The organism is Telluria sp. Soil_C_11, from assembly GCF_057657395.1.
Window position 1 is genome coordinate 113,179 of the sequence record NZ_JBDGIN010000012.1, and the last position, 14,653, is coordinate 127,831.

General features: G+C 67.3%; 12 protein-coding genes. 4 read left to right on the forward strand and 8 right to left on the reverse strand.

The window, feature by feature from the left end:
* Positions 1-23 precede the first annotated feature (23 nt).
* From AC3A6M_RS18655 to tsaB, 4 genes are read right to left on the reverse strand one after another with little or no spacing between them, the layout of a single operon-like run.
* Positions 24-992: a DUF1853 family protein gene (locus AC3A6M_RS18655; protein ID WP_487854214.1), complete on the reverse strand. Its 969-nt coding sequence runs from the start codon at positions 990-992 to the stop codon at positions 24-26.
* Positions 976-1,962: a uracil-DNA glycosylase gene (locus AC3A6M_RS18660; RefSeq protein WP_487854215.1), complete on the reverse strand. Its 987-nt coding sequence runs from the start codon at positions 1,960-1,962 to the stop codon at positions 976-978. The genes AC3A6M_RS18655 and AC3A6M_RS18660 overlap by 17 nt, the downstream gene beginning before the upstream one ends.
* Positions 1,959-2,432, reverse strand: a complete 474-nt coding sequence (gene rimI, locus AC3A6M_RS18665) for a ribosomal protein S18-alanine N-acetyltransferase (RefSeq protein ID WP_487854216.1) — start codon at positions 2,430-2,432, stop codon at positions 1,959-1,961. The genes AC3A6M_RS18660 and rimI overlap by 4 nt, the downstream gene beginning before the upstream one ends.
* A complete protein-coding gene (tsaB, locus tag AC3A6M_RS18670; RefSeq protein ID WP_487854217.1) occupies positions 2,432-3,166 on the reverse strand; it encodes a tRNA (adenosine(37)-N6)-threonylcarbamoyltransferase complex dimerization subunit type 1 TsaB in 735 nt (244 codons plus the stop codon). Before tsaB ends, rimI begins: the two co-directional genes overlap by 1 nt.
* Positions 3,167-3,218: 52 nt before the next feature.
* Here tsaB and AC3A6M_RS18675 point away from each other — a divergent pair, with 52 nt between their 5' ends.
* A complete protein-coding gene (locus AC3A6M_RS18675) occupies positions 3,219-3,644 on the forward strand; it encodes a thioredoxin family protein (protein WP_487854218.1) in 426 nt (141 codons plus the stop codon).
* A 36-nt stretch (positions 3,645-3,680) separates the two neighbouring features.
* Here AC3A6M_RS18675 and AC3A6M_RS18680 read toward each other — a convergent pair whose 3' ends face one another.
* On the reverse strand, positions 3,681-6,023 hold the full coding sequence (locus AC3A6M_RS18680; RefSeq protein ID WP_487854219.1) for a xanthine dehydrogenase family protein molybdopterin-binding subunit: 2,343 nt from the start codon (positions 6,021-6,023) through the stop codon (positions 3,681-3,683).
* Entirely contained in the window at positions 6,001-9,171 is a 3,171-nt protein-coding gene (locus tag AC3A6M_RS18685; protein ID WP_487854220.1) for a bifunctional diguanylate cyclase/phosphodiesterase, read from the reverse strand. The genes AC3A6M_RS18680 and AC3A6M_RS18685 overlap by 23 nt, the downstream gene beginning before the upstream one ends.
* A gap of 211 nt (positions 9,172-9,382) precedes the next feature.
* Between AC3A6M_RS18685 and AC3A6M_RS18690 the strand changes: the two genes are divergently transcribed.
* Positions 9,383-9,889, forward strand: coding sequence for a DUF1993 domain-containing protein (locus AC3A6M_RS18690; protein ID WP_487854221.1), 507 nt, complete (start codon positions 9,383-9,385; stop codon positions 9,887-9,889).
* Between the two features lie 90 nt (positions 9,890-9,979).
* Here the strand turns inward: AC3A6M_RS18690 and AC3A6M_RS18695 are convergent, their stop codons facing one another.
* Positions 9,980-10,195: a DUF1289 domain-containing protein gene (locus AC3A6M_RS18695; RefSeq protein ID WP_487854222.1), complete on the reverse strand. Its 216-nt coding sequence runs from the start codon at positions 10,193-10,195 to the stop codon at positions 9,980-9,982.
* 4 nt (positions 10,196-10,199) lie between these two features.
* Complete coding sequence (locus AC3A6M_RS18700; protein ID WP_487854223.1) at positions 10,200-10,769, reverse strand: DUF1415 domain-containing protein; 570 nt, start codon at positions 10,767-10,769, stop codon at positions 10,200-10,202.
* 463 nt (positions 10,770-11,232) lie between these two features.
* On the opposite strand from AC3A6M_RS18700, the gene AC3A6M_RS18705 reads away from it, so the two are divergent.
* A complete protein-coding gene (locus AC3A6M_RS18705; RefSeq protein WP_487854224.1) occupies positions 11,233-12,597 on the forward strand; it encodes a transglycosylase SLT domain-containing protein in 1,365 nt (454 codons plus the stop codon).
* Between the two features lie 402 nt (positions 12,598-12,999).
* Positions 13,000-14,544 carry a DEAD/DEAH box helicase gene (locus AC3A6M_RS18710; protein ID WP_487854225.1) on the forward strand — a complete coding sequence of 515 codons (1,545 nt, stop codon included), beginning with the start codon at positions 13,000-13,002 and terminating at the stop codon, positions 14,542-14,544.
* Positions 14,545-14,653 lie beyond the last annotated feature (109 nt).

Consider the following 14,653-nt stretch of genomic DNA (forward strand, 5'->3'; position numbering starts at 1 on the left):
GTCTGACCCCGGTTTGAGGAAGATCAGGGGTGCAGGCGGGCGCCGGCGCGTTCGCGCCAGTCGTCGGGGACGATGAAGCCGCGCTCGGTTTCGACGATGGCGCCCAGGCCGTTGCTGTGCTCGTCGCGCACCACCGCCACCAGCACCGGCGTGCCCGAAGTGGCGAAGTGGTCTTCCAGCTCGGCGAGCAGCTGGGCGCGGTCGAGCATCCAGGTTGCGGACGAGGCGCGGAACGGCGCCAGCCATTGCAGGCGCGGCAGGATCAGGAAGCGGTCGGCGTCCATCCGCTCGAGCTCGGACAGCGCGCACCAGAAGCCGCGGCAGTGGCCGGCGGCGATGCCGTTCATCGAAAAATAGGTCCCGGCCGGATAGAACAGCCAGCCCTTCACCAGCGCCTTGGCACTGACCACCGGCCGCGGCAGCACTGCCTGGGCGGCCGGGTGCGATCCCAATTGCAGCTGGCGGTCGAAGACCTTGCGCATCTTGCGGCCCAGGCTGTCGGCCAGGTTGGGGCCGACGAAGCTGTCGAAGCTCGCGGCGATGTCGCCATGCACCGCGTCCTGCAGCAGATAGAACTTGGTCGCGAACTCGATGTGCTCGACGCCATCCGGGCCGGCATCGAGCAGGAAGTCGAATTCGCCGATGGTGGCGGTGGGGCCGGCGCGCACCTGCACGCCATGCGCCACCAGCCTGCCCTGCTGGGCGAAATAGAAGGCCATCAGCTTTTCCGCGTACAGGCCCAGGCGGGTATGCACCTTGGCGCCGAGGGCGGCGTCGAGCGCCGACGGATCGCGGTCCAGCCCGGCCAGCCAGCGCTCGGTCTCCGGCGTCATCGGGCCGAGGGTGGCGATCTTTCCTTCCCAGTGCGGATCGTGGATGTCGAGCAGGTCGGGCGCGTCCAGCAGCCAGGCCAGGGCCCGCACCCGTGCGCGCCGCAGATGGCTCCAGCGGCGCTCGAAAGATGACTGGTAATTGTCAGCCGCCTCGCGCACCGGCCTGTCCACCCGAAGCCCGCGCCCGGCACAGATCGGCCCAGGCCTGGGCCTTGTCGCCGCCGCGCCGCAGCAGCTCGCCCGGATGCAGGGTCGCCACCAGCATCGCCCCGGAGCCGGGCAGCGGATAGGCCCTGCCGCGCAGGCCGGCCAGCGGTTCCGCCAGCGGGCGGCCGAGCAGGGTGTTGGCCGCGATCTGGCCCAGGGTCAGCACGGTGCCGGCCCCAGTGAGCGCCAGTTCGCGCTCCAGGTAGGGACGGCAGGCCGCCGCTTCCTCTTGTGTGGGCGCGCGTTCGCCGCCGGCGGACGTGGTCGGACGGCACTTGATCAGGTTGGTGATGTAGACGTCGCGCTCGCGCGACAGCTCCACTGCCGCCAGCATGTTGTCGAGCAGCTTGCCCGGATCGCCGGCCAGCGGGATGCGGGCCTTCTCGTCGGCGGCGGTCGAGGCGCCGGCCGCCACCAGCCAGCGCGCCTTCTTCGCGCCCGTGCCCGGCACCGGCGCGCGGCCGTCGCGGCAGGCGCTGCAGCGGCGGCAGGCGGCGATCGCCAGCTGCAGCTGGTCCCAGTCCATCTGCGCGATTTCTTCCGGCGTGGCGTCGGCCGGGAGCGCGGCGTCGTCCCAGGCCAGGTCTTCCGGCGGGACCGGCTCCAGCGCCGATACCGACTGCGCGACCCGCTGCAGCGGGCGCGGGCCCTGTTCCACGCGCGGCGGCGGGGCGGACGGCGGCGGAGCCGGCGGCGCAGATTGCACGGGCGCGGCTACAGCCTCGCCGAAAGCATCCCCGGCCACATCCGGCGCCGCAGGCGCTGCGTCGGCCACGGCCTGCGGCGCCGCGCCAGCTTCCTCGGCGGGCTGCACGGCCTCCGCCGCGAGCGGCGCTCCAGCTGGCGCCTGCCGCAGATGCCACAGCGGTGCAATTCCCATCTCCGCCAGGAAGATGGCGTCGCGTTCGGCCAAGCCGTTCATAGTGCAAACCTCATCACGATCGCGTCCTCGCGCTGTCCCTCATGGGCTGGATAATACCCTTTGCGGCGCCCGATCTGTGTGTAACCGTAGCGTTCGTACACCTGCAGCGCGCGTGCGTTCGACGGCCGCACCTCCAGCAGGATCGAGCCCATGCCCTTCGCACGCGCGCGCGCGGCGATCCGGTCCAGCAGATAGCGGCCCAGGCCGCTGCCCTGGCGCCCGCCGCTGACGGCGACGTCCAGCAGATGGGCCTCGTCCACCGCGTACATGACCAGGAAGTAGCCGGCCAGCGCGCCCTCGCCGCGCTCGCGCAGCACCCAGGCGTCGTAGCCGCTGGCCAGCGAGTCGGCGAAATTGGCGCGGCTCCAGGGATGCGGGAACACGCTTTTCTCGAGCGCGTAGACCTCGTCGATGTCGTCCGCCACCATCGGCCGCAACTCCAGTGCGGCCTGCTCCAGCGCTGCGCTCATCAGCCGGCCGCCTTCGCCGCATTGATCGCCTGGCGCTCGGCGCTGGTATAGGCGACCTTGTTGCGCAGGTAGATCGGCTGGGCCTGGTCAGCGGGCACGGCGCGGCCGGCGGCCAGCGCGCCCACGCCCAGCACGGCCAGTTCGCGCGCGTGCGGCAGCACCTCGCCGAGGGCGTGCGCGGCGAAGTCCTTGCCGGCGAAAGCGTCCGGATAGGCGGCGAAGCCGTTGCCGCAGGCGGCCAGGCCGTCGGCGGGCAGCGGCGCGACGTCCTGCGGCGCACACAGGCTCGGGGCCGAGACTTCCAGCCAGGCGCCGTCGACGTAACGGTATTGCGCCCAGTAGACCTCGCCCATGCGCGCGTCGAGCACGGCCAGCACCTCGGTCGCGCCGGTACGGGAACGGCAAGCCTCGGCCATCGCTTCCAGGGTCACCATCGGCAGCACCGGCAGGCCGGCGCCGAAGGCCAGGCCCTGGGCCACGCCGCAGGCGGTGCGCACGCCGGTGAAGGAACCGGGGCCGGCGCCGAAGGCGACCGCGTCGCAGTCGGCCAGCCTGACGCCGGCCTCGCGCAGCAGTTCCTGCACCATCGGCAGCACGGATTGCGAATGGGTGCGCACGCCGGAAGATTCGCGGGCAAGGACGGTGGCGGGCGCGCCGGCCGTCGTGGCGTCGCTATTGAACAGCGCGCACGAAGCCAGTTCGGACGAGGTTTCGATGGCAAGGATGATAGGCATGCCGTATTTTAACCCGTGGCGCGGGTCGGCCAAAAGCCGTAAAATCCGGCCCATGCATAGCCTGACTCTCGAGCTTGACAATCGCGACCAGATTGCCGCCGCCCTGGACGGCGACGGCTGGGTCGTCGCCTGCCTGTGCGCCGCCTGGTGCGGCACCTGCTCGTCCTACCGCGCCGCCTTCGAGGGGCTGGCCGCGCGCCACCCGGACAAGACCTTCGTCTGGATCGACATCGAAGACCAGGCCGACGTGGTCGGCGACCTCGACGTCGAGAACTTCCCTACCCTGCTGCTGCAGCGCCGCGGCACCGTGGCCTTCTTCGGCACCATGCTGCCGGATGCAAACGTGGCCGACCGCCTGGTGCAGTCGCAGGCGCTGCTGCCCGATGAGGAACTGGCGCGCCTGGCGGGCTCCAGCGAGGAACGGCGCGGGTGGCAGCGGGATGCCAATCTGCGTGTGTTGTTGGATAACGCCGGCTGAACTGCGTGGGCACGAGGCGTCCACGCCCCCGATCGATCAGGCCAGACGCAATGGCAGGCTGCGCAGCCGCTGGCCCGTCAACCTGAACACCGCATTCGCCACCGCCGGCGCCACCGGCGGCGTGGCCGGCTCGCCCATCCCTTCGGGCGGCTCGATGCTGGGGACGATCACGGTCTCGACCAGCGGCGCCTGGTTCATCCGCAGCACCGGATAGTCGCCGAAATTGCTCTGCTGGATACGTCCATCCTTCAGCGTGATCTCGCCGGCCAGCGCGGCCGACAGGCCGAACACCACCGCCGATTCGACCTGCTGGGCCACGATGTTCGGATTCACGACGATGCCGCAATCGACCGCGCACACCACGCGGTGCACGCGGATCTGCCTGTCCTGCACCGACACCTCGGCCACCTGCGCCACGATGCTGCCGAAGGACTGGTGCACCGCCACGCCGTGCGCCCGTCCTTCCGGCGCCGTCCCGGCCCGCGCCAGCGCGGCATCCAGCACCGCCAGGTGGCGCGGATGGTCGCGCAGCAGCTCGCGCCGCAGCTGCACGGGGTCCTTGCCGGCGGCGTGCGCCACCTCGTCCAGGAAGCCTTCCTTGAAGAAGGCATTGTGCGAGTGGCCGACCGAGCGCCAGTAGCCGATCGGCACCGCGCTGTCCGCGATCACGTGGGCGATGCGGCGGTTCGGGATCGCGTACTGCATGTCGTATTCGCCCTCGGCCGTGGTCTTGTCCGGGCCGATGCCCGGCAGGCCCAGGTTGCGCGGGAAGTACTGGTGGCCGATCGCCCCGCTCACCGACTTGTTGTCCCAGGCCAGCACGCTGCCGCTGGCGTCCAGCTTCGCGGAAAAGCGCGCCAGCGCCTGCGGACGGTAGACGTCATGCTGGATATCGTCTTCGCGGGTCCAGACCAGCTGCACGGCCTGGCCGCCCAGTTGCCCGTCCAGGGCCTTGGCGATGGCGACCGCCTGGGCCACCATGTCGGTTTCCAGGCGCCGGCCGAAGCCGCCGCCCAGCAGCATCACGTCGAGCGAGACGTCGGCGCGGTCGATGCCCGCCACCCTGGCGGCGATATCCACGGCCACGCTCGGCACCTGGGTCGAAGCCCAGATCTTCAGCTTGCCATCCTTGAACCGGGCGGTGCAGTTGACCGGCTCCATCGTGGCGTGCGCCAGGAAGGGGGCGCGGTATTCGGCCTGCACGATCTTCGCCGCATCCTTCACGTCCTGGCTGCCGCTCTCGAAATAGGTGAAGCCGGATTCGCTGTCGAGCAGCTTCGCGAAGTCGGCGAAGATCGCCTCGCTGGACAGGCCGGCGTGCGGGCTCGCGCTCCATTCCACCGGCAGCATGGCCGCCGCCTGCTTCGCCTGCCACCAGGTCTTCGCCACCACCGCCACCCCGGCGCCGGCGCCGGAAAACCGCGGCAGCGCGGCCGAGACGTCGGCCACCTGCAGCACGCCCGGCATCGCCATCGCCTTCGCGGCGTCGAACGAGGCGACGCCGGCGCCGACCACGGGGGCCATCTTGACGGCCGCGTACAGCATGCCGGGCACGCGCGCGTCGATGCCGAACAGCGCCCTGCCGTTCACCTTGGCCGGGCTGTCGCGGCGCGGCACCGGCTGGCCGATCAGGCGGAATTCCGCGCGGGTCTTGAGGCGCACGTCGTCCGGCCCGATATCGGCGCCGACCACCGCCGCACGCGCGGCCAGCTCGCCATAGCCGAGGCGGCGGCCATCGGGATGCAGGACGAAGCCGTCGCGCGTCGCCAGGCGGGCAATGTCGAGCTTCGACTGCGCAAGCTTCCACTGTTCGGCGGCCGCGCGCAGCAGCATCGCGCGCGCCACCGCGCCCGCTTCGCGCATCGGGATCCAGGCATCCTTCACGCTGGTCGAGCCGCCGGTGAACATGATGCCCAGCTCGCGGCCGACCTTGGCCATCACCCATTGCACGCCCTGCTTGATGCTGCCGCGGTCGTCGGGATGGAAGGGAAGGTTCTCGCGCAGGACGGTGAGGTTGCCGAAGATCTTGTCGATCGGCGCCTGCGAGATGCGCACGCTGCTCAAGGACGCGTCGAGTTCCTCGGCCAGCAGCATCGGCAGCGCGGTGTTCACGCCCTGTCCCATCTCGCTGCGCGGGACCACGATGGAGACGGTGCCGTCCGGCGCGATCGCGACCCAGCCGTTCAGGGCGACGGCGCCCGCCTCCACGGCCAGTGGACTGGCGCCGCGCAGGCGCTGGCGCGGCGGTTGGCAGCCCCAGCCGACCAGCAGCGCGCCGCCGGCGGCCAGGCCGCCCAGCAGGAAGCGGCGCCTGCCGCGCGAGGGTTTCCCGGCTGTTCCTTCCGTGCTGTCCTGCTCAGGAGTATTCGAGTCGCGCATTGTTATTCTGTCCCCATTGTGCCAGCAGCAGCGCCGGCGGCAAGGGCCGGGCATACAGATATCCTTGCGCGCGCCGGCAGCCGTGCCGCAGCAGGAAGGCCGCCTGCTCGACCGTCTCGACGCCTTCCGCGATCACCGCCAGGTTCATGCTCTTGCCGAGCTGGATGATGGCGATCGCGATCGCTTCCTCATTTTCTCTATCAATGGCATCGGTCGAGATGTCCCGGATGAAGCTGCGGTCGATCTTCAGCGTCTGCACCGGCAGCTGCTTCAGGTAGGCCAGCGAAGAGTAGCCGGTGCCGAAATCGTCGATCGCGAGTTCGACGCCGATCGCGTGCAGCTCATTAATATACTGCATGGCGTCGCCGGTGTTCATGATCACCGACTCGGTCACCTCCAGTTGCAGGCGGTGCGGCGGCAGGCCGGTCTCGCGCAGCACCCGTTCCACCTGGCCGGCCAGGCCGACGCGGTCGAACTGGCGCGCCGACAGGTTGACCGCCATCTTCGGCACATGCAGGCCGGCCCGGTCCCAGCTCACCATCTGGCGGCAAGCTTCTTCCAGCACCCAGGCGCCGAGCTGGTTGATGAAGCCGATGTCCTCGGCCAGCGGGATGAAGCGGTCCGGCCCCATCTGGCCCAGCTCCGCGCTATTCCAGCGCACCAGGGCCTCGACCCCGATCAGGCGCCCGCTGTCGATCTCGACCTGGGGCTGGTAGGCCAGCCAGATCTCGTTCTTCTCGATCGCGCGGCGCAGCAGCGCTTCCAGGCGCAGGCGCTCGACGCCGTCGCCGTCCATCGACGGCGCGTAGAAGGCATAGCCGTTGCGGCCGCGCGCCTTGGCCTGGTACATGGCGACGTCGGCATTGCGGATCAGGACGTTCAGGTCGCTGGCATCCTGCGGGAACAGGCTGATGCCGACGCTGCCGGTGACGAACAGTTCGTACTCCGACACCAGCACCGGCTGCTCGAACAGGCGCATCAGCTTTTCCGCCACCAGGCGCGCGCCGCGTTCGCCGTCGACGCCTTCCAGCAGCACGATGAATTCGTCGCCGCCCAGGCGCGCCAGGGTGTCGCCGTCGCGCAGGCAGCCCGACAGCGATGCCGCGACCTGCTTGAGCAGCTCGTCGCCGACGTGATGGCCGAGGGTGTCGTTGACGTTCTTGAAGCGGTCCAGGTCGATGAAGATCACGGCCAGCTGTTCCCCGCAGCGCGCCGCGCGCACCATCGCGTGCTGCAGCCGGTCGTGGAACAGCAGGCGGTTCGGCAGGCCGGTCAGCGCATCGTGGTGGGCCAGGTGGTCCAGCTTTTCCTGCGATTCCTTCAGCTTGGTGATGTCGCTGAACACGCAGACGTAATGGGTGACCGTATCGTGATCGTCGCGCACCGCGGACACCGTCAGCCATTCGAGATAGACCTCGCCGTTCTTGCGGGTGCTCCAGATTTCGCCGCGCCAGAAGCCGGTTTCCGCCAGGTCACGCCACAGGCCGTCGTAGAATTCCGGATCGTGCCCGGCGCTGCTGGCCAGGCTGGCGCGCGTCAGGCCGGATTCCGTGCCCACCGCCTCGCTCTCGGTATAGCCGGTGATCTGGGTATAGGCCGGGTTGGTGGCGACGATCCGGCCGTGCACGTCGATCACCATCACGCCGTCGGCGATGTGCTCGAGCACCGTGGCGGCCAGGCGCGCCTTTTCTTCGGCCTGGCGGCGCTCGGTGACGTCGGCGAACACCCAGATCGCGCCCTGGTCGGGGCGTTCGGGATCGAGCGCGCGTCCGCTCGTCATGCACCAGAACCGGCTGCCGTCGCGGCGCCGGAACTGGCGCTCTTCATTGAATTCGCCGCCCTCCGCCAGCACCGGGAAGCTGGCGCGCAGGGCGTCTTCGCAGTCTTCCGGCGTGGGGAACAGGGCCAGCACGGCATCGCCGTCGAGCTCGCCCTCGGCATAGCCGAACATCTCGTCGAAGCGGCGGTTGGTCGAGACCACGCGCCGCTCGCGCACGTGCAGGATGCCGAACATGACCGAATCGAGCACCGCGCCCTGCTCGGCCAGCAGCGCCTCGATGCGCATCTCGTTGTGCTTGCGCTCGCCGATGTCGGAGATGATCCCGTCGATCCAGTAGGCGGCATTGCCGCCCTGGGCCACCGGCTGGCCGCTCTCCAGCACCCAGCGCTCGACCCCGTCGGCGTCGACGATCCGGTACTCGATCTCGTAGGGCAGCGCGGCCAGCACCGCCTCCTTCACCTGGCGCCGGCGCATGCGGCGATCCTCGGGCGCGACGATGTCGGACCAGCGGTCGGTGGCGGAATTCATGAACAGGCGCGCCGGGTAGCCGGAGATCTCCTCGATGGCGTCGCTGACGAAGTCGATGGGGCCGCCGGGACGGGCGCGGAATACGGCGCCCGGCACCTGGGTCACGATGGTGCGGAAGCGCTCCTCGCGCCGGCCGATGTCGGCGAACAGCTCGCGGATCGCGATCCGCATCCGCTCCATCTGCGCGCCGAGGAGTCCCAGTTCGTCGCGCGAGGCCAGCACCAGCGGGGCGTCGAAGTCGCCGCGCGACAGGGTGTCGGAAAAACCGGTCAGGCTGCGCAGCGGGGCCAGCAGGCGGCGCTTCAGCACCAGCACGATCAAGAGCAGCGAGACCGCCAGCTGCACCGCCAGCACGCCGGCATAGCGCCACTGCTTGGCGCGCAGCTCGTGCTGGCTGCGGCTGTCGTCCATCTCGACCAGCACGTGGCCGATCGGCTGGCCGTGCACCACCACGGTCCGCTCGGCGCGGAACACGTGGCCTTCGGGCACGGCATCGGCGCGCTGGTCGAGGAATTCGTCATTCGCCTGGGCGCGTACCTGCACGTGCAGCACGGCCGGGTCGCGCATCACGGAATCGACCAGCGAGCGGGCCGCGTCGGCGTTCATGTTCCACAGCGATTCCTGCATGCCGAGGGCGAGGATGTCGGCGTTGCGCTGCAGGGTCTCGTCGAGGTTGGCGCGCGCGGCCTGGCGTTCCTGCACGCCCACCAGGAAGTAGCTGCCCACCAGGGCCGGCACCGCCAGCCCGCCGAACACCATCAGCAGCAGCGCGCCGTACAATGAACGCCCGTACAGCCGAAGCAGGCGCGAGGGCAGCAGGCGCTTGGCGATTCTGGACATGAAATGCGGTGCGGACATGACAGGCGGGCGGCGCCCCGTGGCGGTGGCGTTGGTCAACATGGGCAAACTGTGTTGGCAGATTATGCACATAAAGTTTCCACAAGTCAGCAATTTGTCGTTACCAGCAACACCTCCGGGCATCAAGCGTGTTCGTGCAACCACGTTTCAGGGTTGCTATGATGCGTGTCTACTAATATAGAGAGGAGTAAAGATGAGCTTGTCGATGTATTCCGCATCCGTGCCGGTGTTCCGGCAGGTACTGGGCAGCCTGGCGGCGATCCTGGAGAAGGCCGAGTCGCATGCCGACCTGAAGAAGATCGAGCCGCAGGCGCTGCTGCAGGCGCGCCTGTTCCCGGACATGTTCCCCATGCTGCGCCAGGTGCAGGTGGCGGCCGATTTCGCCAAGGGCACGGTGGCGCGCCTGGGCGGGGTCGAGGTGCCGCGCTACGAAGATGTCGAAACGGATTTCGCCGGCCTGCAGGAGCGCATCGCGAAGACCCTGGCCTTCATCGACAGCGTGCCGCGCGAAGCGATCGAGGACAGCGCCGAACGCGAGGTAACGGTCGGCACCGGCGCCAACCAGCGCCAGTTCAAGGGCCAGCCCTACCTGCTGCACTACTCCCTGCCGAACTTCTTCTTCCACGCGACGACCGCGTACGACATCCTGCGCCATAACGGGCTCGAAATCGGCAAGCGCGACTTCATCGGCAGCTTCTGATAAAACGCAAACCGGGGTCAGACTCCCGATTTTGGAAATAGCCCAACGGACATTTCCAAAATTCGGAGTCTGACCCCGGTTTGATTTAGGTCAGGTATTTCGGCGCGGGTAGCCTTGCGCCAGGATGCGCTGCCACACCAGTTCTTTCTGCTCGGGCGTCATCGATACCCAGTGCGCCACTTCGACCACCGTGCGGCCGCAGCCGCGGCAGGTGTCGTCGAAGGTGGTCGAGCAGACCGCCACGCAAGGGGTGTCGGGGCGCTGCGGGAGCGCGTCGACAGGGCGCTCCGGAAATGGTGCGTTCATATGATCAGCGGGCCGGTCCGACATCGAGCTTGTCCCAGCCTTCATGGCCGAGCTGTTCCATGGTCTCGATATTCTTCTCGAAGATCGCCTCGGCTTCCGGGAAGGCTTCCACGGCGCGGTCGATGCTTTCCTCGCGCAGCAGCTGCAGGATCGGGTAAGGCGCGCGGTTGGTGTAGTTCGAGATATCGTTCCGGTCGGTATCGGCGAACTGGTAGTCCGGATGGAAGCTGGCCACCTGCAGCTCGCCGTCGAGCGACATGTCTTCCACCGCGGCGTCGGCCACGTCCAGGAATTCGTTGAAGTCCAGGAAGTCGTTCAGCACGAAGGGGTGGATCAGCAGGGTCGTGTCGATCTTTTCCGGATCGGCGTCGGCCAGGTCCTGCAGCTCGTTCATCAGGGTTTCGAGCAGCTCTTCCGGGGTACGGGCCGGCGACACCACGTAGCGCACCTGCTCCTTCACGTACACCGCCTTCGCGAACGGACACAGGTTCAGGCCGATGACGGCGCGTTCCAGCCAGCGCCGGGTGGCGGCGATGATCTCGTCATCGTCGGCGTTGAGGTTGGCAGTGCTCATGGTGCTTCTTTCCAAGGTGACAAAAAACGCTGCGCGCAGGGCACAAAGCGCCGTGCACGGAGACGGCATTGTACGCGCACTTTGCGTGCCCTCATAGATGGACTGGCAAGCCGGGGTAACTTGGCAGGCGCGGCCCATGCCGCTGGTATTAGGTTTTCGGGGCCATTCCAGGCTTGCCCAGGGGCCCGCAAAAATGCCTTGCGGCCGGGCCGGCGCCGGGCGGGTTTTTCCCCATACCCCAGGGAGTATGATATTTTAGGAGGAAAATTCCCCAATAAGACTATCCAAAAAGAAATATATACCCCTTAAGAAATTGTCTAAAAATAAGCATGTGTTGGCAAAAATAGTAGCCAAAGAAATTTGTAACCAAGCCGACATATTCCTTGACTGCCGCGCTAACTGGTCCTTACACTGCCCCCTTACTCGTCAGTCCTAATGTTCCTGGACGCAACACTGGAAAGCTATGTACGAAACGACTCGCACCACCCAAGCCCTGGCCCTCGCGATCCTGTTGGCCCCCGCGATCAGCCATGCCGCTGACAGTGCCCCGAGCACGATCACGCAAAGCAACCCCGGCATCGGCGCGGCGGCAAGCGCCAGGCCTGTCCTGCCCACGTCCCTGACGGCGGTCAAGACTGACGACTACAAGGACCCCGACCTGTGGGCCCGCATCCGCAGCGGCTATGCCATCCCCGACGTCGACAACAACCTGGTCGCCAAGCACGTCCAGTGGTACGCCAGCCGTCCGGAATACCTGGCGCGCACCTCGGGCCGCGCTTCGCTCTACCTGTACCACGTGGTGCAGGAACTGGAAAAGCGCGGCATGCCGACCGAACTGGCGCTGCTGCCGGTGATCGAATCAGCCTTCAATCCGCAGGCGCTGTCGACCGCGGACGCTTCCGGCCTGTGGCAGTTCGTACCGGGCACCGGCCGCGACTTCAACCTGAAGCAGAACATGTTCAAGGACGAGCGCCGCGGCGTGCTGGCCTCGACCGACGCCGCCCTCACCTACCTGCAGCGCCTGTACACCATGTTCGGCGACTGGCAGCTGGCCCTGGCCGCGTATAACTGGGGCGAAGGCAATGTCCAGAAGGCGATCCAGAAGAACCGCGCGGCCGGCAAGCCGACGGACTTCGAAAGCCTGGCCGAGCTGATGCCGGCCGAGACGCGCAACTACGTGCCGAAGCTGCAGGCGGTCAAGAACATCATCGCGAATCCGGGCCAGTACGGCGTGAGCCTGCCGGTCATCGACAACCAGCCCTACTTCACCACCGTCGACAAGACCTCGGACATCGACCTGGCCGTCGCCGCCCAGCTGGCGGAAATGTCGATCGACGAATTCAAGGCCCTGAACCCGCAGTTCAAGAAACCGGTGATCACGGGCGAATCGACCAAGATCCTGCTGCCGAAAGAGAACGCCGAGAAGTTCCACCTGAACCTGGCGCAGTGGGGCCACGCGCTGTCGTCCTGGACCACCCACAAGATCACGGGCGCGAAGGAAACGATCGCCTCGCTGGCGTCGAAGTTCGGCACCACGCCGGAAGTGATCCGCCAGGCCAACAACATCCCGCCGCAGATGCGCCTGAAGGCCGGCTCGACCATCCTGGTGCCGAAGACCAGCACCTCGACCGCCTCCGACATCGCCGAGAACATCATCGAGAACGCCCAGATCGCGCTCGAAGCCGACCGCGGCGACAGCAAGGGCCGGAGGCTGAGCGGCGCCCAGCGCATCAAGGCCAGCGCCGCCAACGCCGTGGCCCGCATCAAGAGCCGCGTCTCGGGCGGTGGCAAGCCGGCGGTGAACGCCCACGGCCGCAAGCACCGCTGATCGATCAGCCCGTCACCACGCTGCACTGCGGCAATCATCCATCCGCCAGCCGGCCTGCACGTTTCGCGCAGGCCGTGCACGCTTTTCGAAACTACTGTATAGTGTCGTTTGTGCGTTGCAAAATGCGTTCGCGATCAAGTCGCCGCAACAATGCGCCAGAAGTAAATCAGCAGTACAACTAGCAAGCTTCGCAAGCCCAGGTATCGTAGAAAGATACCTTTCCATAAAGCCCTCCCGCCCTGTGTGCCGTTTGTTCCAAAGGCACCGTCCCGGCGCAAAGCTTTTGTGCCGAAATTTCTTTCGTTTCTAAGTCATTTCGTATTGTTGGCCCGCGTTGCTATTTCGCGTTCCGCTGTTGAATAGCGTAGCGCTCACCGATTTATACCGAGAGTACATTAAACAATGAGTTTTGAAGCACTAGGCTTACACACGTCCATCGTCAAAGCAGTGTCGGTTGCCGGCTATGAAAAGCCGACCCCGGTACAAGAACAGGCTGTTCCTGCAGGCATCGCTGGCCGCGACCTGCTGGTTTCGTCGCAAACCGGTTCGGGCAAGACCGCGGCATTCATGCTGCCGGCCCTGAACAAATTCGCCAACCAGGAAGCCGCGCCGGCCGGCCGTACCCCGGCCCAGGAAGCGCAGGCCGCCAAGGCGCGCGGCGAGCGCGTCCGTTTCAAGCCGGCCCAGCCGAAAATGCTGGTCCTGACTCCGACCCGCGAACTGGCCCTGCAGGTCACCAGCGCCACCGAGCAGTACACGGCCTTCATGCGCCGTATCCGCGCGGTGTCGATCCTGGGCGGCATGCCCTACCCGAAGCAGATGCAACTGCTGTCGAAGAATCCTGAAATCCTGGTCGCGACCCCGGGCCGCCTGATCGACCACATGGAGTCCGGCAAGATCGACTTCTCCCAGCTCGAGATCCTGGTGCTGGACGAAGCCGACCGCATGCTCGACATGGGCTTCATCGAGGACATCGAGAAGATCGTCGCCGCGACCCCGGATTCGCGCCAGACCATGCTGTTCTCGGCCACCCTGGATGGCGTGGTCGGCAACATGGCCCGCCGCATCACCAAGGACCCGATGGTGATCCAGATCGCCAGCGGCACCAAGCGCCACGAGAACATCGTGCAGAAGGTGCACTTCGTCGACGACCTGTCGCACAAGAACCGCCTGCTCGACCACCTGCTGCGCGACGAGACCCTGGACCAGGCCGTGGTGTTCACCGCCACCAAGCGTGACGCCGACATGATCGCCGACCGCCTGAACATCGCCGGTTTCGCGGCCGCCGCCCTGCACGGCGACATGCACCAGGGCGCGCGCAACCGCACCCTGGACAGCATGCGCCGCGGCCAGGTGAAGGTGCTGGTCGCCACCGACGTCGCCGCGCGCGGCATCGACGTGCCGACCATCACCCACGTGGTGAACTACGACCTGCCGAAGTTCCCGGAAGACTACGTGCACCGCATCGGCCGTACCGGCCGCGCCGGCCGCAACGGCATCGCGGTGTCGCTGGTGAACCACGCGGAAGGCATCAACGTCAAGCGCATCGAACGCTTCACCAAGCAGACCATCCCGGTCGACGTGGTCGTAGGCTTCGAGCCGAAGCGTTCGGCGCCAGCACGTAGCGGCGCCCGTCCGGGCTGGAAGCCGGGCGACGGCCGTAATGCCTCGGGCAAACCCGGCCAGCGCAGCTTCCACAAGCCGGGCTCGGGTCCGCGCGAAGGCGGCTTCCGCAGCGAAGGCGGTTATCGTAGCGAAGGCGGCTTCCGCGCCGAAGGCGAAGGCCAGCGTCGCGAAGGCGGCTACAACCGCGATGCGGCCCGTCCTGCCGGCGGCTACAACCGCGACGCCGCTCCGCGCCGTGACAGCGCACCGCGCGAAGGCGGCTTCCGCTCCTCGCACCCGCGTTCGGCGGACAACGCCCGCCGTACCTTCGGCGATCGTTGATCGTTCGCTTGAATGAAAAAAAAGCTGCTCCGTGAACTGACCCCATAAAGTTGGACGGTTAAGTTCGCTAGGCAGCCAAGGCCTGGGTCCTGTACTGAACAGGGCTCAG